This is a genomic window from Streptomyces sp. NPDC002690, from assembly GCF_053592415.1.
The window spans coordinates 1-21,836 of the sequence record NZ_JBSFVR010000020.1; the positions used below are offsets into that span (position 1 = coordinate 1).

Sequence of the window (21,836 nt, forward strand, 5' to 3'; positions counted from 1 at the left end):
GTTTTATTCTGTGTTAAATTTCAAAACACACGCGGGGGCGCCCCCCCCGCGGGGGGGGGCGCCCCCACCTCGTACCTGTACGAGCGGTCAGGCCCAGGTGATCAGGCGCTTCGGCTGCTCCAGGATCGCGGCGATGTCCGCCAGGAACCTCGAACCGAGCTCGCCGTCGATGAGGCGGTGGTCGAACGAAAGCGCCAGCGTGGTGACCTGACGGGGCTTCACCTTGCCCTTGTGGACCCAGGGCTGGAGCTTGATCGCGCCGATCGCGAGGATCGCGGACTCGCCCGGGTTGAGGATGGGCGTGCCGGTGTCCACGCCGAAGACGCCCACGTTGGTGAGGGTGAGCGTGCCGCCCGCCATCGCCGCCGGGGAGGTCTTGCCCTCACGCGCGGTGGAGATCAACTCACCGAGTGCCGAACCGAGTTCGGGAAGGGTCTTGGCCTGCGCGTCCTTGATGTTCGGCACGATCAGTCCGCGCGGGGTGGCGGCGGCGATGCCCAGGTTGACGTAGTGCTTCTGGACGATCTCCTGGTTGGCCTCGTCCCAGGCGGCGTTGACGCCCGGGTTCCGCCTGACCGCGACGAGTACGGCCTTCGCGATGAGGAGCAGCGGGTTGACCCGGACCCCGGCGAGGTCCTTGTCCTCCTTCAGCTCCGCGACGAGCTTCATCGTGCGGGTGATGTCGACCGTGACGAACTCGGTGACGTGCGGCGCGGTGAAGGCGCTGGTGACCATCGCCTGGGCGATGGCCTTCCGGACCCCCTTGACGGGGATACGGGTCTCCCGCGCACCCGGGACCGCTGCCACCGGCCGCGGCGTCTCGGCCGGAGCGCCGTAGTACGTTCCGGTGTCGTACGGCGCGTGCTCGTCGAGCGCTTCCACCGCCGCGGGAGCGGCGCCCGCCGGGGGCGTCGCCGGAGCGGCGGCGGCGTGCACGTCCTCGCGGGTGATGACACCGTCCGGGCCGGTCGGGGTGACCGAGGCCAGGTCGATGCCGAGGTCCTTCGCGAGCTTGCGGACCGGCGGCTTGGCGAGCGGGCGGCTCTTGGCCACGACCGGTGCGGCACCGGCTCCGGCACCGCGCCCGTTCAGCTCGCCCTGGATCGCCCCGATCGCGGCGCTCGCGGCCGTCGCGGGCTCGGCGCTCTTGCGCGGGCGGCGCTTGGTGGAACCCTCGGAGACCCCGTAACCGACCAGCACGGACTGCCGGCCCTTGGGCGTCTCCTCCGGAGCGGCGGCAGCGGCCTCGGGCTCCGCCGGAGCGGTCACCGCTTCCTGCGCGGGTACGCCGGCGGCCGAACCGGGCGCCACGTCCACCGAGATGATCACCTGGCCGACGTCGACCGTGGTGCCCTCGGGGAAGCACAGCTCGTGCACCACCCCGTCGAACGGGATCGGCAGCTCGACGGCCGCCTTGGCGGTCTCCACCTCGCACACGACCTGGCCGTCGGTGACGGTGTCGCCGGGCTGCACGAACCACTTGAGGATCTCCGCCTCGGTGAGTCCCTCGCCCACGTCGGGCATCTTGAACTCGCGGAAACGGACCGTTGTGTCGGTCATCGTCACGACCCCTCTCCTCAGTACGCCAGCGAGCGGTCGACGGCGTCGAGCACCCGGTCGAGACCCGGCAGGTACTCGTCTTCGAGCCGGGCCGGCGGGTACGGCACGTGGTAGCCGCCGACACGCAGGACCGGTGCTTCGAGATGGTAGAAGCTGCGCTCGGTGATCCGGGCGGCGATCTCCGCGCCGGAGCCGTAGAACACCGGGGCCTCGTGCACGACGACCAGCCGGCCGGTCTTCTCGGCCGAGGTCTGGATGGCGTCGAAGTCGATCGGGGACATCGACCGCAGGTCCAGGACCTCGATCGACCGGCCCTCCTCCTGGGCCGCCGCGGCGGCCTCCAGGCAGACCTTCACCATCGGCCCGTACGCGACGAGCGTGAGGTCGCTGCCCTCGCGGACGGTGACGGCATCGTGCAGCGGGACCGGAATGGCCTCGGTGTCGACCTCGCCCTTGTCCCAGTAACGCCTCTTCGGCTCGAAGAAGATGACCGGGTCGTCGCTCTGGAGGGCCTGCTGCATCATCCAGTAGGCGTCGTGCGCGTTCGACGGCGAGACGATCTTCAGACCGGAGACGTGCGCGAACAGCGCTTCGGGCGACTCGCTGTGGTGCTCGACCGCGCCGATGCCGCCGCCGTAGGGGATACGGACCACGACGGGCAGCTTGATCGTGCCGAGCGAGCGGGCGCGCATCTTCGCGAGCTGTGTGACGATCTGGTCGTACGCGGGGAAGACGAAACCGTCGAACTGGATCTCGACGACGGGACGGTAGCCCCGCAGGGCCAGCCCGATCGCCGTACCGACGATGCCGGACTCGGCGAGCGGGGTGTCGATCACCCGTCCCTCGCCGAAGTCCTTCTGGAGCCCGTCGGTGATCCGGAAGACGCCGCCGAGCTTGCCGACGTCCTCACCCATGATCAGGACCTTGGGGTCGGTGTCGAGGGCGTGGCGCAGCGACTCGTTGAGCGCCTTGGCGATGGACATCTTTTCCGCGGCCATGGTCAGTTCTCCTCCTCGGCGAACGATGCCTGGTAGGCGGTGAACTCGGCGCGCTCCTCGTCGACGAGCGAGGACCCGTCCGCGTACGCGTGCTCGAACATGGCGAGGGGCTCGGGGTCCGGCATCGCGCGGACGCCCTCCCGTACTCGCTTGCCGAGCGCGTCGCTCTCCGCCTCCAGGGCGGTGAAGAAGGCCGCGTCGGCGAACTTCTGCTTCTCCAGGTACGTGCGCAGCCGCAGGATCGGGTCCTTCGCCTCCCACGCGGCGCGTTCCTCGTCGGCCCGGTACTTCGTCGGGTCGTCGGAGGTGGTGTGCGCGCCCATGCGGTAGGTGAACGCCTCCACGAGGGTGGGGCCCTCTCCGCGGCGGGCCCGCTCCAGCGACGCCTTGGTCACGGCGAGGCAGGCGAGCACGTCGTTGCCGTCGACGCGGACGCCGGGGAAGCCGTAGCCCTGGGCGCGCTGGTAGAGCGGCACCCGGGTCTGGCGCGCGGTGGGCTCGGAGATCGCCCACTGGTTGTTCTGGCAGAAGAACACGACCGGCGCGTTGTAGACCGCCGCGAAGGTGAACGCCTCGCCGACGTCGCCCTGGCTGGTGGCGCCGTCGCCGAAGTACGCGACCACGGCGGAGTCCGCGCCGTCCTTGGCGACACCCATGGCGTAGCCGGTGGCGTGCAGGGTCTGCGAGCCGATGACCAGCGTGTACAGGTGGAAGTTGTTGCTGTTCGGGTCCCAGCCGCCGTGGTTCACGCCGCGGAACAGGCCGAGCAGGTTCGTCGGGTCCACCCCGCGGCACCAGGCGACGCCGTGCTCGCGGTAGGTGGGGAAGACGTAGTCGTCGTCGTTCAGCGCCCGGCCGGAACCGATCTGCGCGGCCTCCTGGCCCAGCAGCGAGGCCCACAGGCCCAGCTCGCCCTGGCGTTGCAGCGCGGTCGCCTCGGAGTCGAACCGGCGGGTCAGCACCATGTCCCGGTACAGCCCGCGCAGCTCCTCGGGGGAGAGGTCGACGCTGTACTCGGGGTGCTCCACACGCTCGCCCTCGGGCGTCAGGAGCTGTACGAGCTGGGGCTCGGAACTCTGTGGTGCCTTCGCGGCGCTGGTGCGCCTGCTGCTGCTACTGCGTCGCGGCTTACGCGCGGCAGTGCTCTCCACGGTCACGTGCGTGCTCCTCCGTCGGTCCGGACCCCGGGGTCTGCCGGGAACCAGTGCGGCTCGCCTGTGTCCGGACCCGTGCACGGGGTGGGTGCCGCTCGGCCGGGAACAGGCGTGACAGGTGCCCCGGCGAGCACCCTGTCACAGGCACGTTACCCAGTGGGTCGCATATACGCGAAACCCTCTCTGACCTGCGTTTTTGCTTGGATTTCCAAGTAAATCGCGAAAACCCGAACTCTCGCTGGTCACAGCACTGGTAACAGCCTGGCAGGCCGCCGGAACAACGGCACGTTATCCCGGGGGGCCGACGCAGGGATAGGGCGGAGCGGAGCGGAGTGTGTGAGACTGCGAATGTGTCCGAAGATGGAAAAATCACCGTATTTCTACTCGACGACCACGAGGTAGTCCGCCGGGGCGTCCACGACCTGCTCGCGGTGGAGGACGACATCGAGGTCGTCGGTGAGGCCGGCACCGCCGCCGACGCCCTGGTCCGCATCCCCGCCACCCGCCCCGACGTGGCCGTCCTGGACGTGCGCCTGCCGGACGGCAGCGGGGTGGAGGTGTGCCGGGAGATCCGCTCCCAGAACGAGAACATCAAGTGCCTGATGCTCACCTCGTACGCGGACGACGAGGCCCTGTTCGACGCGATCATGGCCGGGGCCTCGGGGTACGTACTGAAGGCGATCCGGGGCAATGAGCTGCTGAGCGCGGTACGCGACGTGGCGGCCGGAAAGTCGCTGCTGGACCCGGCGGCCACCGCCCGGGTGCTGGCCCGCCTGCGCGACGGCAAGGACAGCAAGGGCGACGACAAGCTCGCCAACCTGACCGACCAGGAACGCAAGATCCTCGACCTGATCGGCGAGGGGCTCACCAACCGGGTCATCGGGGAGCGCCTGCACCTCGCGGAGAAGACCATCAAGAACTACGTCTCCAGCCTCCTGTCGAAGCTCGGCATGGAGCGCCGCTCGCAGGCCGCCGCGTACGTCGCCCGCATCCAGGCCGAGGGCGAACGCTGACCCGCAGCCCCACACGGGCGTCGGGACGGGCCGGGGCTCCGGTGGCGCCCGGGACCTTGGTCCCGGTGTGCACGGGGCCGCCGGCCCTTACGCACGGGCCGGGCGCCACCGGACAGTGGAAGGCATGTCTCCAGAGGAATCGCATGCCATCGAGTTGCTGAACCGGGTCCCGTACGGCCGGCTGGCGACCAGCAGGCGTGCGCTCCCCCTGCTGGCCCTCGCCCGCCACCTCGTGTGCGACGGGCATCTCCTGCTGCGCATGCACGGCGGACTCGGCCACCACGAGGCCTGCGACGGCAGCGTCGTCGCCTACGGGGCCGACAACCTCAACACGGCGGCCCCGGGCGCCGGCGACCTGTGGGCCGTGCAGTTCACCGGCACCGCCGAGCTGCTGGAACCCACCCCCGCCCAGCGCGCCCGCTTCGGCGCCCCGCCCGCCGAGGTCAACGGGGAATCCTTCGCTCCGGTCTACCTCCGGCTGCGCCCGCAGTTCGTCTCCATGCACACTCTGGGCTGGAATTCAAGTCCGCATCCGGGGCACGTTGCGTGATCTACCATCTGGTAAGTGCCGCGCTCATATGTAACCCTCCCTCCCAAGCCTCCGGTCGGCGAGGTCATGCGCCGCTATCCAGCGGTCGGTGAACCGCTCGCCTGCGAGCCGATCACCAAGGGACTGCTCAACCACGGCTACCGCGTCTCCACCACGCGCGGCGCGTACTTCCTCAAGCACCACCTGGACAAGCAGCACCTGGACGACGCCACCGGCGAACGCTCCCTCATCGCCCGCCAGCACCGGGCGACCCAGCGTCTCCAGTCGATCGGCGTCCCCGTCGCGCCGCCGCTGGCCGACGCGGACGGCGAGACCGTCACGGTGATCGACGGCCACTGCTTCGCCCTGCACCCCTGGGTCGACGGCCGCCACCGGGTCGGCGCCCAGCTCACCCCCGACCAGTCCACGCGTCTCGGGGCGCTCCTCGGAGCCGTACACACAGGACTCGAACAGGTCATGGGCCCCGGCAGCGGCACGCAGGCCACGCGGCGCGGACACGGCAGCCCCGATCCCGCCGACACCTTCGCCCTCATCGACGAGCTGCTCGACGCGGCACGCGGCGTACGCCCCCGCGACACCCCGTTGGACGCCTTCGACGAGCTGGCCGTGCACCGACTCGTCGAACGCCGGGCACTCCTCGAACGCCACGCCCACCGCCGCCCGCCGACCCCCGTGGGCCCCGCCCACGGCTGGGTGCACGGCGACTTCCACCCGCTGAACCTGCTCTACCGGGGCAGCGACCCGGTGGCGATCGTCGACTGGGACCGTCTCGGCGTACAGCCCCGCGCCGAGGAAGCGGTACGCGCCGCGGCGATCTTCTTCGTGCAGCCCGCCGGCAAGCTGGAGCTGGACAAGATCAAGGCGTACGCACGCGCCTACCGCGAGGCCGCCGGCGCCGGCCCGGCGGAACTCGCCGCCGCGGTGCACCGGGTGTGGTGGGAGCGGCTCAACGACTTCTGGATATTGCGCTGGCGCTACGCCCTGGGAGACCGAAGGGCCGACCCGCAGTTCCCTGCGGTGTCGGCCCTGGTGGTGTGGTGGACCCGGGAGTACGAGGCGGTGAACGAGGCGTTCACCGGGTGAGCGGTCCTCGCGTGCCCCCGGCTCAGCCGGTGGTGGCGGTCGTTCCCGTCGAATCGGTGGGTTCGTCGGTGGTGCCGCCTCCGACGAGACCACCCAGCGCGCCGGAACCCTCGTCGTCCGTCGGGTCCGTGGTCGGCTCCTCGGTCGTCTCGCCCGTGGAGCCGGAGACGTTCCCGCCCGTCGACGTGGCGGGTGCCTGCGTCGTCTGGGTCGGCTTCGGGGTGTCCGAAGGCTTCGTCTCCGTGGGCGTCGGAGTCCAGGTCGGCTCCTGGGACCACTGCGACTGCCCGCCCGAGGAGTCCTCGGGCGCCTGCGTCTCCTTGGTCGGATCGTCGCTCGGCTCGGCCGAGGTCTCGTCCGGGGACGGCGAGGTCGAGGTGGTCTGCTCCACCCGCCCCTTGTCGGTGTCGTCGCCGCTCGCCGCGTTGACCGCGATCGCGATCCCGACGCCGATCGCGACCAGCGCGAGCACCGCGAGGAGCCACATCTTGCTCTTGCCGCCGCCGTTCCCCTGGCCGCCGCCGTAACCGCCGCCGTAGCCGCCGTCGTCCGGGTTCATCGGGGGCAGGATCGGCCCCTTCGAGGTGTCCCCGTGCGAGGCGTAGCCGCCGGCCCCCATCACCTGGGTCGCTCCGGCGTAGCCCTGCGCCTGGGTGTGGGCCGCGTCGTACCCGGCGACCGGTCCGGTGTTCCACGTCCCCGTGTGGCCGCCCTGGACCTGGAGCATCTGCAGGCCGTACTGGACCGTCCCGCGCATCTCCTCGGCGCTCTGGAACCGGTCGTCCGGCTCCTTCGCGAGCGAACGCATCACCAGACCGTCCAGCTCCGGCGGCACGGCGTCCGAGACGTCGGAGGGCGGCAGCGGAATGTCCTGGACGTGCTGATACACCACCGAGAGCGGCGTCTCACCGGTGAACGGGGGCCGCAGCGCCAGCAGTTCGTACAGCAGACAGCCGGTCGCGTACAGGTCGGAGCGGTGGTCGACGGCCTTGCCGAGCGCCTGCTCCGGAGAGAGGTACTGCGGCGTGCCCATGACCATGCCGGTCTGCGTCATCGTCGACTGCGCGCCGTGCAGCGCACGGGCGATGCCGAAGTCCATGACCTTGACCGCACCGGAGTTGGTGATGATGACGTTCGCGGGCTTGATGTCCCGGTGCACGATGCCGTGCTGGTGCGAGTAGGCAAGAGCCTCCAGCACACCCGAGACGATGATGAGCGCCTGCTCCGGAGGCGGCGCCTCCGCACTGATCAGCAGTTCACGGATGGTGCGGCCCTCGACCAGCTCCATCACGATGTAGGGGACGGTCTGACCGCCCACGACGTCCTCGCCGGAGTCGTACACGGCGACGATCGCGTGGTGGTTGAGTCCGGCCACCGACTGCGCCTCGCGGGTGAACCGCGCCTTGGAGACCGGGTCCTCGGCGAGATCGGAACGGAGCAGCTTCACCGCGACGGTACGTCCGAGACGGACGTCCTCCGCGGCGTAGACCTCCGCCATTCCGCCCCTGCCGAGGCGGTGGGTCATCCGGTAACGGCCGTCCCCGACGACGCCGCCGACGCCCCAGGAGTCGGTGCCATCCGAGACTCCGCCGCCGTTTGCTTCGGAATCGGGTGCCATCAGTCCTCGCCGTCGTATCTGTCCGCGCGTCCGCGGGTCCTCACGGTGCCTGGTTCCTGCATCAGCTGAATGGGCAGCTGCATTGCCACGCCACGCTACAGCCTCCACCGCGCCGCTCGGTCCGGAGCGAAACCGGTCATCCGATCGGCCCGCGTGCCGCACGGGCACATTCCGGGCCGTTCCGGTAACGCTTCCGAGACGGTTCGTGTGGTCAGGGTCACGGAACCGGCACCTGGCTTGACGTGTCCCACCCCTCGGGCAGACTTGGCCCGTAATACGGATCTTCGCGGATTCCCGGGCACCGGCGCTCGCTGTTCACCGAAGTTTCGGTACAGATTTCCGCGATACCCGCGTACACCCACGAAAACAGGGGACACGCGTCATCGGCGCGCCGAGGGGGAGACACGTCATGAGCCAGGACGGTTCGCACGGGCGCTACGCGGGCGGAGCCGTCGCCGGTGGGCGGTACCAGCTCCGCGACCTGCTCGGCGAAGGCGGTATGGCCTCCGTCTACCTCGCCTACGACGCGGCGCTCGACCGCCAGGTGGCGATCAAGACCCTGCACACCGAACTCGGGCGCGAACAGTCGTTCCGCGAGCGGTTCCGCCGCGAGGCGCAGGCCGTCGCGAAGCTCCAGCACACCAACATCGTCTCCGTCTTCGACACCGGCGAGGACGAACTCGGCGGCGCCCTGATGCCGTACATCGTCATGGAGTACGTGGAGGGCCTGCCACTCGGCGCGGTGCTGCGCCAGGACATCGCCGCCCAGGGCGCCATGCCCGCCGACAAGGCCCTCAAGGTGACCGCCGACGTGCTGGCCGCCCTGGAGACCAGCCATGAGATGGGGCTCGTCCACCGCGACATCAAGCCCGGCAACGTCATGATCACCAAGCGCGGCGTCGTGAAGGTCATGGACTTCGGGATCGCCCGCGCCATGCAGTCCGGCGTCACCTCGATGACCCAGACCGGCATGGTCGTCGGCACCCCTCAGTACCTCTCTCCCGAGCAGGCCCTCGGCCGAGGCGTGGACGCCCGCTCCGACCTCTACTCGGTCGGCATCATGCTCTTCCAACTGCTCACCGGGCGCCTCCCGTTCGACGCGGAGTCCCCGCTCGCCATCGCGTACGCGCACGTGCAGGAGCAGCCTCCGGCCCCGTCCACCCTCAACCGGGCGGTCTCCCCCGCGGTCGACGCGCTCGTCGCCCGCGCACTGCGGAAGAACCCGAACGAACGCTTCCCCAGCGCCGCCGCGATGCGCGACGAGGTCTTCCGGGTGCTGAGCGCGTCGGGCCCCGCCGTCGCCCCGGTGATCGTCGCCGGCGGCCCGACGAACAGCGGTTCGGGCGTCGGCGCGACGGTCTTCCCGCCGGTGGACCAGCAGAACCCGCCCACCCCGTACGGCGTCCAGACCCCGTACCCGGCGCACCAGCAACCGCAGCAGCCCGGCCCGTACGGGGCCCCGACCCCGGCGGCGGGCTACGGCTACCCGCAGGCCGCCCCGCCCGCGTACCAGCAGACCCCGCCGCCGTACGCCGTGGCCGCGACCGCCGGCGGCGCGGGCGCCGGGGGCTCCGGCAAGCCCCGGCGGAACGGGGTGGTCCTGGGTTCGGTCGCCGTCGCCGTCATCGCCGTCATCGGCCTGGGGGCGGTCTTCCTGATCGGCGGGGGCGAGGGCGGGGACGACGAACCGGACGCCACCGGCGGCACCGACAGCAGCGCGCCGGCGGTCGCGGGTGAGCACAAGGGGCCCGAGCGCAACCGGACGATGACCACCGACAAGTGCACCCGCCCGAGCACGGACGTCCGTGATCCGGAGAAGGTCTCCGCCCCGGACTTCGTCTACAAGGACCTGCTCTCCGCGAAGGCCTGCGCCGACGCCGCCGGGTGGACCCTCAAGGTGATCGAGGAACCCGGCAACACCTACGCCGAGGACCAGATCGTCAAGCAGTTCCCGACCGCGGGTACGGCCATCGACCCGCAGGGCGCCCACATCGAGCTGAGCGTCTCCACGGGGGACCCGAACTGAGTCCGGCGGCCGGGCGATCGCCACGGCCGGACCGGGCGCTCGGTCAGGCCGTGGCGATCGCCCGGCCGTCCGGACCGGCCGTCCGGACCGGGTGCTCGACCGGGTGCTCGACCGGGTGCTCGACCGGGTAGATCGACCACCTGGATCGGCCGTTCGTTCGTGGCTCTGATCGGCCGTTCGGGTGGGGGCGGGGCCCGTCGTCATCAGGGCGGATGACATCCATCCATCCGGGATGCCGGGAATGTGCGGGCGTGTGACGCTGATCCCATGGCTCCAGGTCCTCCTCACCCGCGGTCTCGGTGGATGTCGAGGTCGGCGGCCTGCCTCCTGCTCGCCATGACCGCGGTGCCGATTCCGGCGACCGGCGGAACCGCCTTCGCGTCGCCCCGTACGAGCACCCTCGCCCCCTTCGGACCGCATGCTTCCGCGCCCTCGGGTCCCCGGTCCTCGGCGGCCCCGTCCTCGCCCCGCTCGTCCTCATCGCGCTCGCCTTCGGCGCCACCCTCGCCGGTGCCCTCCTCCTCGGCGCACCCGTCTCCGGCGCGCCAGTCCTCGGTGCCCCGGCCCTCGGCGGGCGTCCGCCCACCGGCTTCCGGCGCACCGGTCTCCGCCGTGCCGGCACCGGCCCCCGGCGTGCCGGTCCTCGCCGTGTCGGCCCCACCGGGCGGAATCGACGCGAGCATCTCCACCGGGCCCACCACGATCACGCCCCCGGCCACCCCGCTGGTCCCGCCGTCGCCGTCCGGCAGGCCCTCCGGCGGCCCGTCCGAGGACGCTTCGGCCGGTCCACCGAAGGACGGGCCACCGTTCGCCGGGCGGCCCGCCGGGGAGGGCCGGGTACGCCCCGGAAGGTCGCTGACCCCCGAGGAGTTCGCCTCGGCCGTCGCCGCACTGGAGGACGACCACGAGGTGACTCCCCCGCCCGCCCCGGCCTCCACCGCGCCGCCCTTCCCGTCCTCCAGGCCCATGACGACGGCCCACCGGCGCGCACTGAACGCCCGGACCGCCGAGCGGCTCCGAGGGCTGTCCCTGGGCGGCGGGATCACCCTGGTCGGCCTCGGGCTGCTCCTCCTCGGCGTCCGTGTGCGCCGCGCGGACTGACCTGAAACACGCCCCACGAGGTCCACATCGGGCGCTGTGCCGGGCCATCCCCGGGGGACCGATCACGCATTCAGGTACGTAGAGGACGGTGGATCACGCCTAAGAAGGGGCACCACCCCTGTGTACGGAGCATGTGCGAGACAATGGCGGCATGGAGATGCCGAGGAATGACCGGTCGCAGGAGCACCCCCAAGTCCTCGTAGTGGGACAGGACGGAATGGCTGTCGGCGGCGGTGCCAGTGGCGACGAGTCCCGCGAGGTCCCAGTGACGGAGATGGTCGAACAGCCCGCGAAGGTCATGCGCATCGGCAGCATGATCAAGCAGCTCCTCGAGGAGGTCAGAGCGGCACCTCTCGACGAGGCGAGCCGCGTCCGGCTCAAGGAGATCCACGCCAGTTCCGTGAAGGAACTGGAGGACGGACTCGCACCGGAGCTGGTGGAGGAGCTGGAGCGCCTTTCGCTGCCCTTCACGGAGGAGTCGGTCCCCTCGGAGGCCGAACTGCGGATCGCGCAGGCTCAGCTGGTGGGCTGGCTGGAGGGCCTGTTCCACGGCATCCAGACGGCTCTGTTCGCCCAGCAGATGGCGGCCCGGGCCCAGCTGGAGCAGATGCGGCGCGCGCTGCCGCCCGGCTCCGGAGACGAAGAAGGAGCCGGCGGGGACCCGCACGGCGCGATCCGCTCCGGCCCGTATCTCTGAGGACTGTGCTCGGCTCGATCTTCGAGCTCCGGAGCCGAACGATCAGCACGCCGACGCGCGGACCCTCCGCGCGCGGAACCCGGCAGAGCCCGGCCCGCGGAACCCGATGCGGATTCCGTGCGGGCCGGGCTCTCGTCATGCAGACCACCGGGGCCGAGTTTTCGGCACACGCCTCAGCCGGGGCGTGTGTCGAAAGTCCCGCCTGACCGACGACGCCTGGCACGCACGCCCTAGTTCGCGGCGGGCGCCAGCAGCAGGACCTTGCCGATGTGGGTGCTGGACTCCAGCACCCGGTGGGCCTCGGCGGCCTCGGCCATCGGGACCGTACGGTCCACGATCGGGCGGACCACGCCGCCCTCGATCAGCGGCCAGACGTGCTCGCGCACGGCCGCCACGATCGCGGCCTTCTCCGCCTGCGGGCGGCCCCGGAGCGATGTGGCGGTGACGGCGGCCCGCTTGGTCAGCAGGGCACCCAGGTTCAGCTCGGCCTTCGCGCCGCCCTGGAGACCGATGACGGCGAGCCGCCCGTTGGTGGCGAGTGCGTCGACGTTCTTCCCCAGGTACTTCGCGCCCACGATGTCGAGGATGACGTCCGCGCCCGCGCCGTCCGTCGCCTTGCGGATCTCCTCCACGAAATCCTGCTCGCGGTAGTTGATCAGGATGTCCGCGCCGAGTTCCGCGCAGCTCGCCAGTTTCTCCGCGCTGCCCGCGGTCACCGCGACCCGGGCGCCGACCGCCTTGGCCAGCTGGATCGCCATGGTGCCGATGCCGCTGGAACCGCCGTGCACCAGCAGGGTCTCGCCAGGACGCAGATGCGCGACCATGAAGACGTTCGACCAGACCGTCGACGTCACCTCGGGAAGCGCCGCCGCCGACACCACGTCGAGGCCCGCGGGCACCGGCAGCAACTGCCCGGAGGGCACCACGACCTTCTCCGCGTAACCGCCGCCGGCGAGGAGCGCGCAGACCTCGTCACCCACCGCCCAGCCGCTCACCCCCGGGCCCAGCGCGGCAATCCGCCCCGCGCATTCGAGACCGGGGTACGCGGACGCGCCGGGCGGCGGGTCGTAGAAGCCCTGGCGCTGCATGACGTCGGCGCGGTTCACCGCGCTGGAGAGCACCTCCACGAGGACTTCGCCCTCGCCAGGTACGGGATCGGGCACCTCGGTCCAGACGAGTGCCTCGGGGCCACCGGGTTCCGGGATCGTGATCGCATACATGGCCGCGAGGCTACTCCGTGGCCGCCGCCCCCACCCGGCAGGCGGCGCCTGCCCCGGCGGCCGGTGGGCGAACGGGCGGGTGCGGGCTCCCGTGCCGGCGCTACAGCCGCTGCGGGCCCTGCGGCGGCCGGTTCGGGATCAGCGGGGAGGGCAGCGGGGAGGCGCGCACGACCACCACCACCCGGTCCGTCATCTGCAGAGGGCTCGCGGCGGGATCGTCGTAGCTGAGCATCCGGTGGCCCCGCACCACGTTCACCACCAGGTCGTCGGTCTCCCGGACACCCTTGCCCACCTCGCTCTTTATCACCGGCCGCTCGATGAGATCCAGGCCGCTGCCGTGCTGGATGAGGTCCTCCAGCACCGTGCCCGCGCTGGGGCTGAGCGCCGAGAGACCCAGCAGCCGGCCCGCCGCACTCGCGCTGGTGATGACCGCGTCCGCTCCGGACTGCCGGAGCAGCGGGGCGTTCTCCTCCTCGCGCACCGCGGCGACGATCTTCGCGCTCTGATTCAGCTGCCGGGCCGTCAGCGTCACCAGCACCGCGGTGTCGTCCCGCTGGGTGGCGATGATGATCTGACGCGCCTTCTGGACCTCGGCCCGCAGGAGGACCTCGCTGCGGGTGGCATCCCCCTGTACCCCGGTGAACCCCTGCGCGTTGACCGCGTCGACCACCTTGCCGGACGGATCGACGATGACGATCCGGTCCTTCCGCAGGCCGGTCGCGCAGAGGGTCTGCACGGCCGAGCGGCCCTTCGTACCGAAACCGACGACCACACTGTGATCTCGCACGTTGCTTCTCCAGCGATTCAGGAACTCGGCGGTTCAATGGGGCGACGGATCACCCTGCCCGGCGTATCGCGCGGTACGGCGCAGCTCCCAGGGTACGGAAGGACGAGGGACGGAACGGCCGCGCGGAACCCCTTACGCTTCTGTCCGCCGGTGACGGTGCACGGCTGGTGGAGACACACCGCGTGCCGGGCACTTCGGCATCCGTCCTCGTCGTCGATCCACGACCATGGGCCACGACGTGACCACCTGCCCGCCGCCGCCAGAGGACATGCATTGAAGGACGAGAACCGACCAGCAGCCAGGACCGGCAGGTTCTCCATCCTGCGGACCCTCTGGCACCGCTCGCGCTCGGAGGCGCGGGACGACAGCGAGGCCAGTCGCGCCATCACCATGCCGACGCAGGGCGCCCTGCCGCCGCTCCAACAGGTGCTCCGGCGGCTGGCGATGGCCCTGCTGGTCCTCGCGGTCACGGTGGTGATCGTCTGGTCCGACCGCGCCGGATACAACGACACCTCCGACGGCAGCGTCGACCTGCTCGACGCGGTCTACTACGCGACCGTCACCCTCTCCACCACCGGATACGGCGACATCACCCCGGTGAGCGACGGTGCCCGCCTCACGAACGTGCTGGTCATCACCCCGCTCCGGGTGCTCTTCCTGATCATCTTGGTCGGCACCACCCTCGAAGTCCTCACCGAGCGGACCCGCCAGCAGGTGCGTATCCACCGGTGGCGTTCCCGCACCCGCGGCCATGTCGTGGTGGTCGGTTACGGCACCAAGGGCCGGCACGCCATCGAGTCGCTGCTCTCCACCGGCACGGCCAAGGACAAGATCGTCGTGGTGGACCCGCAGCAGAAGGCCGCACACGCGGCGGGCGACGACGGACTGGTGGCCGTGGTCGGCGACGCCACGCGCTCCGAAACCCTCCTCAAGGCAGAGGTACAGACGGCCAGTCGGGTGATCATCGCCCCCCAGCGCGACGAGACGGCCACCCTGATCACCCTGACCGCGCGCCAGCTGAACAAGCACGCCACCATCGTCGTCGCGGTCCGGGAGGACGAGAACGTTCCTCTGCTCAAGCAGAGCGGCGCGGACACCGTGGTCACCAGCTCCAGTTCGGCCGGCCGCCTGCTCGGGGTCTCGATGGCCAGCCCGCCGGTGGCCAGGACGCTGGAAGACCTGATGACCCACGGCAGCGGGCTGGACCTCGGGGAGCGCGCGGTGACCGAGGAGGAGATCGGGCGCTCGCCGCGCGAGTGCTCCGATCTGATCGTCGCGGTGCTGCGCAACAGGAAGTTGCTCGACTACACGGACCCCACGATCGCCGGTCTCCAGCGCGAGGACCGTGTGATCACCATCAGCCGATCGGGGTCACCGGCCCACTGACACCACCCGTCGCGCGGTCCGCCCGATCCGCTGATGTCGGACCCGGTCCGACCGCTGTCCCGGCACCCGTCCGGCGCATGTTTCACGTGAAACGGCCCACGTGCCTTTCGGGGGCCGGGACACCGGCCGGACTGCCCGGACTGCCCGGACTGCCCGGGCGCCTGAGCGCCTGAGCGCCTGAGCACCTGAGTGCCTGGCTCTTGCTAAGCCCACGGCAGATCGAGGATCTCCACCTCGGCACCGGGGCGTACACCCCCCGGCGGCACCACGGCCATACCGTCGGCGGTGGCGATCCCCCGCAGCATCGCGGGGCCGTTGTAGCGCAGGGGTACAACGTGGTCCCTGGTGTCTCCGCGCCCGGCCCGATGGACCACGGGCACGAGCCGGGTGTCGTGCGGGTGCCCCTGCACCGCGTCGTGGACGAGCGCCCGGTACGGCTCCTGCGCGACGCGCCCCGCGAGGCCGCCGAGCAGCGGAAGCGCGAGCGTGAGGAGTCCGGAGACGGCGGCGAGCGGATTGCCGGGCAGCCCCACCAGGAAGGGCCCGTCCGGAGCCGTCCTGGCCAGCAGCATCGGATGGCCCGGACGGACCGCCACGCCGTCCACCAGCAGTTCGGCGCCGATCTCGGAGAGGATCGGGTGCACATGGTCCACCGGGCCGGCCGCAGTACCCCCTGTCGTCACCACCAGGTCCGCATCGGTGGTGGTGAGCGCGTGCCGCAACGCCTCCGGGTCGTCCCCGAGGCAGCGGGGATCGGCGACATCGGCACCGGCCGCCCGCAGCCACGGGCCGAGCATGGGCCCGAGCGCGTCGCGGATGCGACCACCGTGGGGGAGTCCCGAGGTGAGCAGCTCGTCACCGAGCACCAGCACCTCCACCCGGGGACGCGGTACGACGACGAGCGCGTCGTACCCGGCGGCGGCGGCCAGACCGAGCACCGCGGGCGTCACCAGCGTTCCCGGCACCAGTAGTTGCTCGCCGGTCCGGCACTCGGTCGCGCGCGACCGGATGTCCTGGCCGGGAACGACGGTCCGCCGGGCGTGCAGCATCCCCTTGGCCTCGTCCACCTCGGCGTGCTCCGAGCGGATGACCGCCGTCGCTTCGGCCGGCAGACGGGCGCCGGTGGCGATCCGTACCGCCTCGCCGTCCGGCAGCCGGTCGAGGCCGCCGTCTCCGGCCAGTAGTCCGGAGCCCTCACGAAAGCGCCAGGGGCCGGGCCCGGTGACGGCCCAGCCGTCCATGGCCGAGGTGTCGAAGGACGGCAGATCGGTCAACGCCGCGAGCCCCTCGGCGAGTACATGGCCCAGGGAGCGGTCGAGCGGCAGCCGGATCGCGGGCAGCGAGGTCCTCCGGCCGGCTCGCACCGACAGCGCCCGGGCCTGCTCCCAGTGGATGCCGGGGGAGTGGTGCACGGGTGCGGCACCACGAGCCGGTACGGACCCGGCCGAGCCGGACTTCGCCGAGCCGGACTTCACCGAACCCGACTTCGCGGAGCCCGACGGCTCCGGAGGGGCCGACGGCCGCGTCGTCCCCTCCGAGTGGTCTCCGGCCGAGGGCACGTCGCCGTGGTGGGAGGAGTCCGGGGGAGACAGGTCGTAGCGCGAAGACTCGTGCGGGGGAACCCGGTTGGCCAGGGCCAACGCCTGCTCCACGGCACGCTCGTCCTCCGCCGAGGAGGCTCTGCGCGCGGGCACGGGGCAGTCGTCCAGTTCCGGAAGCACGAAGAGGTCACCCGGCGTTCCCGAACCGGAAATCCGCACGGTCGGGGCCTCCGAAGCGGGAAACGGCTCCCGGCCGGTCACGAGGCTCCGGCTCCCCGGCCGTCGCCCGACTCCTCTTCCCAGCGCAGGGCGAGAGCAGCCGCCTTGCGGGCCGCCTCGGCCACGGCGCCGGGGGCGTCACCGGGTCCGGCGTTCGCGCTCGCCAGTCCCGCCGCGTACCCGACGAGGAAGGTGGTGAGCGGGGCGGCGGGTCGCGCGACGCCGTGTGCGGCGTCGCGCGCCAGGTCGAGCAGAACATCGGTGTCGACGTCGAGTTCGAGGCCCAGTTCGGATTTGACTGCGGTGATCCATTCGTCCAGCACGGCCTCATGCTCCCTGATGTGCGCCCTCGCCAGCCTGATGTCGTCCCAAGTGTCGCAGTCGAACGAGGCGAACTTCGGCGTGGCCAGGGTGGCCAGATCGAGTTCGGCCGTCAGCAGGCGCAACGGAAGTCCGGCGAGGCCGCCGTGCTCGGTGGCGAGCAGGGCGAGCTCGCGCCGCAGTGGTTCGGCCCGGTAGACGGCTACCAGCGGCTGTCGGCGCCCGTCCGGGTCCGCGCACAGGGCGCCTTCCCGGCCACCCTCATCGGCGGCGGCCAGCAACGCTTCGACGGTGGCGGCACCGAGGAACGGCAGGTCGGCCGAGAGCACCACGACCCAGGGGGCGGCGGTCTCCCGGACGCCCGCGCCCAGCGCGGCCACCGGACCGCCGCCCGCGGGTGTCTCCCGGGTCCACCGCACCGGCCGGACCGTGGCCCTGCGGGGCCCGACCACGACCGTGCTCACGGCACCGGCGCACGCGGCGAGCACCCGGTCGAGCAGCGTCCGTCCACCGACGCCGATCCCGGGCTTGTCCGCTCCCCCGAGCCGGCTGGCGGCTCCTCCGGCAAGGACGATGGCGTCATAGGAGGTCATGCGACGAGTATGGGCGCCCGCCCCGGAGCCCGGTCGGCCCGGGCGCCGCCCGGGCCGTGCCCGCCGGAGCGGAGCAGGTCGCGCCGGGCCTTCCCGTGGTCCGCCGGGCGCCGCCCTACAAGGCCCGCAGCAGGACCGCCGGTTGTTCCACGCAGTCGGCGACGTACCGCAGGAAGCCTCCCGCCGTGCCGCCGTCGCAGACCCGGTGGTCGAAGGTGAGCGAGAGCTGCACCACGTGACGGACCGCCAGTTCACCGTCGTGGACCCATGGGCGGGGCACGATGCGGCCGACGCCGAGCATGGCCGCCTCCGGGTGGTTGATGATCGGCGTGGAGCCATCCACCCCGAACACGCCGTAGTTGTTCAGGGTGAACGTGCCGCCCGTCAGCTCGGCCGGGGTCAGTTTCCCGTCCCGGGACAGCCCGGTGAGCCGGGCGAGCTCGGCCGCCAGTGAGTCCACGGAGCGCGCGTGGGCGTCGCGGACCACCGGCACCACGAGTCCCCGGCCGGTCTGCGCGGCGAAGCCGAGGTGGACGGAGGGAAGCCGTACGACCTCCCGGGCAGCGGTGTCCACGGTGGAGTTCAGATCCGGGTATTTCGCCAGCGCGGCCACGCAGATCCGGGCCAGCAGGGCGAGAACCGACACCTTCGGGCCCTCGGCCGCGTTCATCGCCGCGCGGGCCGCCATCAGCTCGGTCGCGTCGGCGTCCACCCAGCAGGTCGCGTCGGGAATCTCGGTCCGGCTGCGGACCATCTTGTCGGCGACCGCACCCCGTACACCGCGCAAGGCGATCCGTTCGCCGGTCGCGGCACCGTCCCGCAGGGGAACGGCGGCACCCACGAGGGAGCCGGCGTCGTGCCCGGGGGCCTTCGGCGCCCTACCGATCACCGACTCGACGTCGCACCGCAGGATCAGCCCGTCCGGACCCGAACCCGTCAGTTCGCGGAGATCGAGCCCATGCTGCCGGGCGAGTCTGCGGACGAGCGGCGAGATGACCGCGACCGGAGCACCCGCCGCGCCCGGAGCACCCGCCGCACCCGGAGCATCCGCCACGCCCGGAGCATCCGCCACGGCCCAATGAGCCGGAACGCCCTCGCCGGCCGGACCGTCGGAAGCGACCGGACCGGCGGAAGCGGCCGGACCGGCGGAAGCGACCGGAGACACGGCGACGACCGGCGGCGCGGCCGTCATCGGCGCGGGCCGGACCCGGCGCCGGCGCGCCGCCGGGGCGGTCGTGCCGTACCCGACCAGCACGTTCCCCGAGGCACCGGCCGACCCGGGCTCCTCCGGGGACACTGGGGACACCGGGGCCGCCGGGGACGCCGGGGCCGGTGCGACCGCGACCGTCATCAGCGGGGCGCCGACCGGGAGTTCCGCCCCCTCGTCGCCGAAGCGGGCCGTGACCACCCCTGCGTACGGACACGGCACCTCCACCAGGGCCTTGGCCGTCTCGACCTCGACCACCGGCTGGTCCACGGCGACGACCTCGCCGGCCTCCACCAGCCAGCGCACGATCACCGCCTCGGTCAGTCCCTCGCCGAGGTCGGGCAACCTGAATTCGAGCACCGTGGGCATCAGCGCGTCGCCTCCCACTGGAGCCGGGCGACCGCGTCGAGAACTCGGTCCACCCCCGGCAGATGGTGCCGCTCCAGCATCGGCGGCGGATACGGGATGTCGAAGCCGGTGACCCGCAGCACCGGTGCCTCCAGGTGGTGGAAACACCGCTCGGTCACCCGCGCGGCGATCTCCCCTCCCGGTCCGCCGAACCCGGCGGACTCGTGGACGATCACCGCGCGCCCGGTCCGCCGCACGGACGCGGCGACCGTCCCGTCGTCGAAGGGCACCAGCGACCGCAGATCGACGACCTCCAGGTCCCAGCCCTCCGCCACCGCCGCCTCGGCCGCCTCCAGGCACACCGGCAGCGACGGGCCGTAGGTGATCAGGGTCGCGCTCGTCCCCGGCCTGCGGACCACGGCCCGTCCGATGGGCCCGACCTCGGCCGGAGCCTCGGGCGACCAGTCGGACTTCGACCAGTACAGCCGCTTCGGTTCCAGGAACACCACGGGGTCGTCCGAGGCGATCGAGGCACGCAGCAGTCCGTAGGCGTCCTCCACAGTGGCCGGGGTGACGACGTGGAGCCCCGGAGTGGCCATGTAGTAAGCCTCCGAGGAGTCACTGTGGTGCTCGACCCCGCCGATCCCGCCGCCGTACGGAATCCGCACGGTCAAGGGCATCGGAAGGGCTCCCCCGGTCCGGTTCCGCATCCGCGCCACATGGCTGACCAGCTGCTCGAACGCCGGGTACGCGAACGCGTCGAACTGCATCTCCACCACGGGCCGCAGGCCGTACATCGCCATCCCGACCGCGGCACCGAGAATCCCCGCCTCCGCGAGCGGGGTGTCGGTGCACCGCTCCTCGCCGAACTCCGCCGCCAGCCCGTCGGTCACCCGGAAGACGCCCCCGAGCGTGCCGACGTCCTCGCCGAGCACGTGCACCGAGGGGTCCTCGGCCATCGCGTCCCGCAGTGCCCGTCCCAGCGCCTGGGCCATCGTGGCCGACCGTGAGCGGCCCGCCCGCGCCCGCACCGCAGTGGTCATCGCCCGCCCTCCGCTTCCCGCTCGTCCTGCCCGTGCCCGTCCTGCCGCCCTTCGGCGCCCCGCTGCTCGCTCTCGGCCTCCAGCTCGGCGCGAAGGCGGTCCTCCTGCTCCCGCAGCGGTCCGGTCCGCCGCGCGAAGACGTGCGCGAACAGGTCCGCCGGGTCGAGCACCGGATCGGCGTTCATCCGCTCCCGCAGCGCCGCCGCCATCCGCTCCGCCTCCTGGCGCACCGCGCCCATGGCCGCTTCGTCGAGCAGGCCGCGCCCGGTCAGCTCGCGCTCCATGAGCAGCACCGGATCGTGGTCCCGCCAGGAGGCCACCTCGTCCTCGGAGCGATAGCGGGTCGCGTCGTCGGCGTTGGTGTGGGCGTCCATGCGGTAGGTGACCGCCTCCACCAGCGTCGGCCCGCCACCGCCGCGGGCGCGCGCCACCGCCTCGGCGAGCACCTCGTGGACCGCCGCGGCGTCGTTGCCGTCCACCAGCCTGCCGGGCATGCCGTAGCCGACCGCCTTGTGGGCGAGCGACGGCGCCGCCGTCTGCTTGGCCAGCGGCACCGAGATGGCGAAGCCGTTGTTCTGCACGAGGAAGACGACCGGTGCACGCCACACGGCCGCGAAGTTCAGCGCCTCGTGGAAGTCCCCCTCGCTGGTCCCGCCGTCCCCGACCATCGCCAGCGCCACCACGTCGTCGCCCTTGAGCCGCGCCGCGTGCGCCAGTCCCACCGCGTGCGGCAACTGCGTGGCCAGCGGGGTGCAGAGCGGCGCGATCCGGTGCTCGCGGGGGTCGTAACCGGTGTGCCGGTCACCTCGCAACAGCGTCAGCGCCTCGACGGGATCGAGCCCCCTGGCCACGGCGGCGAGCGTGTCCCGGTAGCTCGGGAAGAGCCAGTCCCGCTCCTGGAGCACCAGTGCCGCGGCCACCTGGCACGCCTCCTGGCCCGTACTGGACGGATACACGGCGAGGCGCCCCTGCTTGGTGAGCGCCGTGGCCTGCGCGTTGTACCGGCGGCCCCGCACCAGCTCGGCGTAGAGGCGCGACAGCAGCCTCGGATCGACCCCGGCCGCGGCGTCCGTGCCGAGCACCCGGTACGGCTCCGGGTCCGGGAGCAGCGGCGCGGGATCGGTGAGCGGCTTCCAGGCCGGGGGCGGCACGGGCCGGTAGCCGGCCGCACCGGGCAGCTCTTGGACCGTCATGGAGAGGCACCTCCTGGCAACGGGGGCCCGCACACGGGAACACCCGGATGCGAAGCCCGAGAAGAACGGAATCCCGCCGGGCCGGGGAGCGCCCTACGTGGGGTCTACGTCGGAGTGGGAGCGGATGCACGCGGACGCCGCCCGGGACGAGCCCGGGTGACGTGTCTCACCTACCGAT

General features: G+C 72.0%; 18 protein-coding genes and 1 pseudogene. 7 read left to right on the forward strand and 12 right to left on the reverse strand.

Translation table 11 applies throughout. The annotated features are described in order from the left end of the window. Positions 1-87 precede the first annotated feature (87 nt). Genes ACWD3D_RS05020 through pdhA (ACWD3D_RS05030) form a run of 3 tightly spaced genes read right to left on the reverse strand, consistent with a single transcriptional unit; the run spans position 88 to position 3,715 of the window. Positions 88-1,560, reverse strand: coding sequence for a dihydrolipoamide acetyltransferase family protein (locus tag ACWD3D_RS05020; protein WP_451459527.1), 1,473 nt, complete (start codon positions 1,558-1,560; stop codon positions 88-90). A gap of 17 nt (positions 1,561-1,577) precedes the next feature. Continuing rightward, positions 1,578-2,558, reverse strand: a complete 981-nt coding sequence (locus ACWD3D_RS05025; protein ID WP_451459528.1) for an alpha-ketoacid dehydrogenase subunit beta — start codon at positions 2,556-2,558, stop codon at positions 1,578-1,580. A 2-nt stretch (positions 2,559-2,560) separates the two neighbouring features. Then, the gene (gene pdhA / locus ACWD3D_RS05030; RefSeq protein ID WP_451459529.1) at positions 2,561-3,715 is read right to left on the reverse strand and encodes a pyruvate dehydrogenase (acetyl-transferring) E1 component subunit alpha; all 1,155 of its coding nucleotides are present in this window, start codon (positions 3,713-3,715) and stop codon (positions 2,561-2,563) included. A 347-nt stretch (positions 3,716-4,062) separates the two neighbouring features. On the opposite strand from pdhA (ACWD3D_RS05030), the gene ACWD3D_RS05035 reads away from it, so the two are divergent. From ACWD3D_RS05035 to ACWD3D_RS05045, 3 genes are all read left to right on the forward strand, one after another. Continuing rightward, positions 4,063-4,725: a response regulator gene (locus tag ACWD3D_RS05035; RefSeq protein WP_450770075.1), complete on the forward strand. Its 663-nt coding sequence runs from the start codon at positions 4,063-4,065 to the stop codon at positions 4,723-4,725. A gap of 124 nt (positions 4,726-4,849) precedes the next feature. Beyond that, positions 4,850-5,275 carry a pyridoxamine 5'-phosphate oxidase family protein gene (locus ACWD3D_RS05040; RefSeq protein ID WP_451459530.1) on the forward strand — a complete coding sequence of 142 codons (426 nt, stop codon included), beginning with the start codon at positions 4,850-4,852 and terminating at the stop codon, positions 5,273-5,275. Between the two features lie 66 nt (positions 5,276-5,341). Further along, positions 5,342-6,358: a phosphotransferase gene (locus tag ACWD3D_RS05045; protein WP_451459560.1), complete on the forward strand. Its 1,017-nt coding sequence runs from the start codon at positions 5,342-5,344 to the stop codon at positions 6,356-6,358. Positions 6,359-6,380: 22 nt separating this feature from the next. Here the strand turns inward: ACWD3D_RS05045 and ACWD3D_RS05050 are convergent, their stop codons facing one another. Then, entirely contained in the window at positions 6,381-7,976 is a 1,596-nt protein-coding gene (locus ACWD3D_RS05050; protein ID WP_451459531.1) for a protein kinase domain-containing protein, read from the reverse strand. Between the two features lie 409 nt (positions 7,977-8,385). Between ACWD3D_RS05050 and ACWD3D_RS05055 the strand changes: the two genes are divergently transcribed. After that, positions 8,386-10,002 (forward strand): protein kinase domain-containing protein, encoded by a 1,617-nt coding sequence (locus ACWD3D_RS05055; RefSeq protein WP_451459532.1) that lies wholly within the window; start codon positions 8,386-8,388, stop codon positions 10,000-10,002. Between the two features lie 284 nt (positions 10,003-10,286). Here the strand turns inward: ACWD3D_RS05055 and ACWD3D_RS05060 are convergent, their stop codons facing one another. Then, positions 10,287-10,970, reverse strand: coding sequence for a hypothetical protein (locus tag ACWD3D_RS05060; RefSeq protein WP_451459533.1), 684 nt, complete (start codon positions 10,968-10,970; stop codon positions 10,287-10,289). Here ACWD3D_RS05060 and ACWD3D_RS05065 point away from each other — a divergent pair. Together ACWD3D_RS05065 and ACWD3D_RS05070 are read left to right on the forward strand one after the other, a co-directional pair. Continuing rightward, on the forward strand, positions 10,969-11,103 hold the full coding sequence (locus ACWD3D_RS05065; protein ID WP_451459534.1) for a hypothetical protein: 135 nt from the start codon (positions 10,969-10,971) through the stop codon (positions 11,101-11,103). The two genes, ACWD3D_RS05060 and ACWD3D_RS05065, sit on opposite strands and share 2 nt — an antisense overlap. A 151-nt stretch (positions 11,104-11,254) precedes the next feature. Beyond that, positions 11,255-11,800 carry a bacterial proteasome activator family protein gene (locus ACWD3D_RS05070; protein WP_328720522.1) on the forward strand — a complete coding sequence of 182 codons (546 nt, stop codon included), beginning with the start codon at positions 11,255-11,257 and terminating at the stop codon, positions 11,798-11,800. A 230-nt stretch (positions 11,801-12,030) separates the two neighbouring features. On the opposite strand, the gene ACWD3D_RS05075 is transcribed toward ACWD3D_RS05070, so the two are convergent. Both ACWD3D_RS05075 and ACWD3D_RS05080 read right to left on the reverse strand, forming a co-directional pair. Then, positions 12,031-13,020 carry an NAD(P)H-quinone oxidoreductase gene (locus ACWD3D_RS05075; RefSeq protein WP_451459535.1) on the reverse strand — a complete coding sequence of 330 codons (990 nt, stop codon included), beginning with the start codon at positions 13,018-13,020 and terminating at the stop codon, positions 12,031-12,033. A 100-nt stretch (positions 13,021-13,120) separates the two neighbouring features. Further along, positions 13,121-13,828, reverse strand: a pseudogene (locus tag ACWD3D_RS05080) (potassium channel family protein); the annotation flags it as partial. 300 nt (positions 13,829-14,128) lie between these two features. Between ACWD3D_RS05080 and ACWD3D_RS05085 the strand changes: the two are divergent. Then, a complete protein-coding gene (locus tag ACWD3D_RS05085) occupies positions 14,129-15,193 on the forward strand; it encodes a potassium channel family protein (protein ID WP_451459561.1) in 1,065 nt (354 codons plus the stop codon). 203 nt (positions 15,194-15,396) lie between these two features. On the opposite strand, the gene ACWD3D_RS05090 is transcribed toward ACWD3D_RS05085, so the two are convergent. From ACWD3D_RS05090 to pdhA (ACWD3D_RS05110), 5 genes are all read right to left on the reverse strand, one after another. After that, entirely contained in the window at positions 15,397-16,914 is a 1,518-nt protein-coding gene (locus ACWD3D_RS05090; protein WP_451459536.1) for a molybdopterin molybdotransferase MoeA, read from the reverse strand. Positions 16,915-16,991: 77 nt separating this feature from the next. Then, positions 16,992-17,867, reverse strand: a complete 876-nt coding sequence (locus ACWD3D_RS05095; protein WP_451459537.1) for an NTP transferase domain-containing protein — start codon at positions 17,865-17,867, stop codon at positions 16,992-16,994. Positions 17,868-17,982: 115 nt separating this feature from the next. Further along, positions 17,983-19,443, reverse strand: a complete 1,461-nt coding sequence (locus tag ACWD3D_RS05100) for a dihydrolipoamide acetyltransferase family protein (RefSeq protein WP_451459538.1) — start codon at positions 19,441-19,443, stop codon at positions 17,983-17,985. Then, positions 19,443-20,465 (reverse strand): alpha-ketoacid dehydrogenase subunit beta, encoded by a 1,023-nt coding sequence (locus ACWD3D_RS05105; RefSeq protein WP_451459539.1) that lies wholly within the window; start codon positions 20,463-20,465, stop codon positions 19,443-19,445. The genes ACWD3D_RS05100 and ACWD3D_RS05105 overlap by 1 nt, the downstream gene beginning before the upstream one ends. Further along, complete coding sequence (pdhA, locus tag ACWD3D_RS05110; RefSeq protein ID WP_451459540.1) at positions 20,462-21,658, reverse strand: pyruvate dehydrogenase (acetyl-transferring) E1 component subunit alpha; 1,197 nt, start codon at positions 21,656-21,658, stop codon at positions 20,462-20,464. The genes ACWD3D_RS05105 and pdhA (ACWD3D_RS05110) overlap by 4 nt, the downstream gene beginning before the upstream one ends. Between the last annotated feature and the right edge of the window lie 178 nt (positions 21,659-21,836).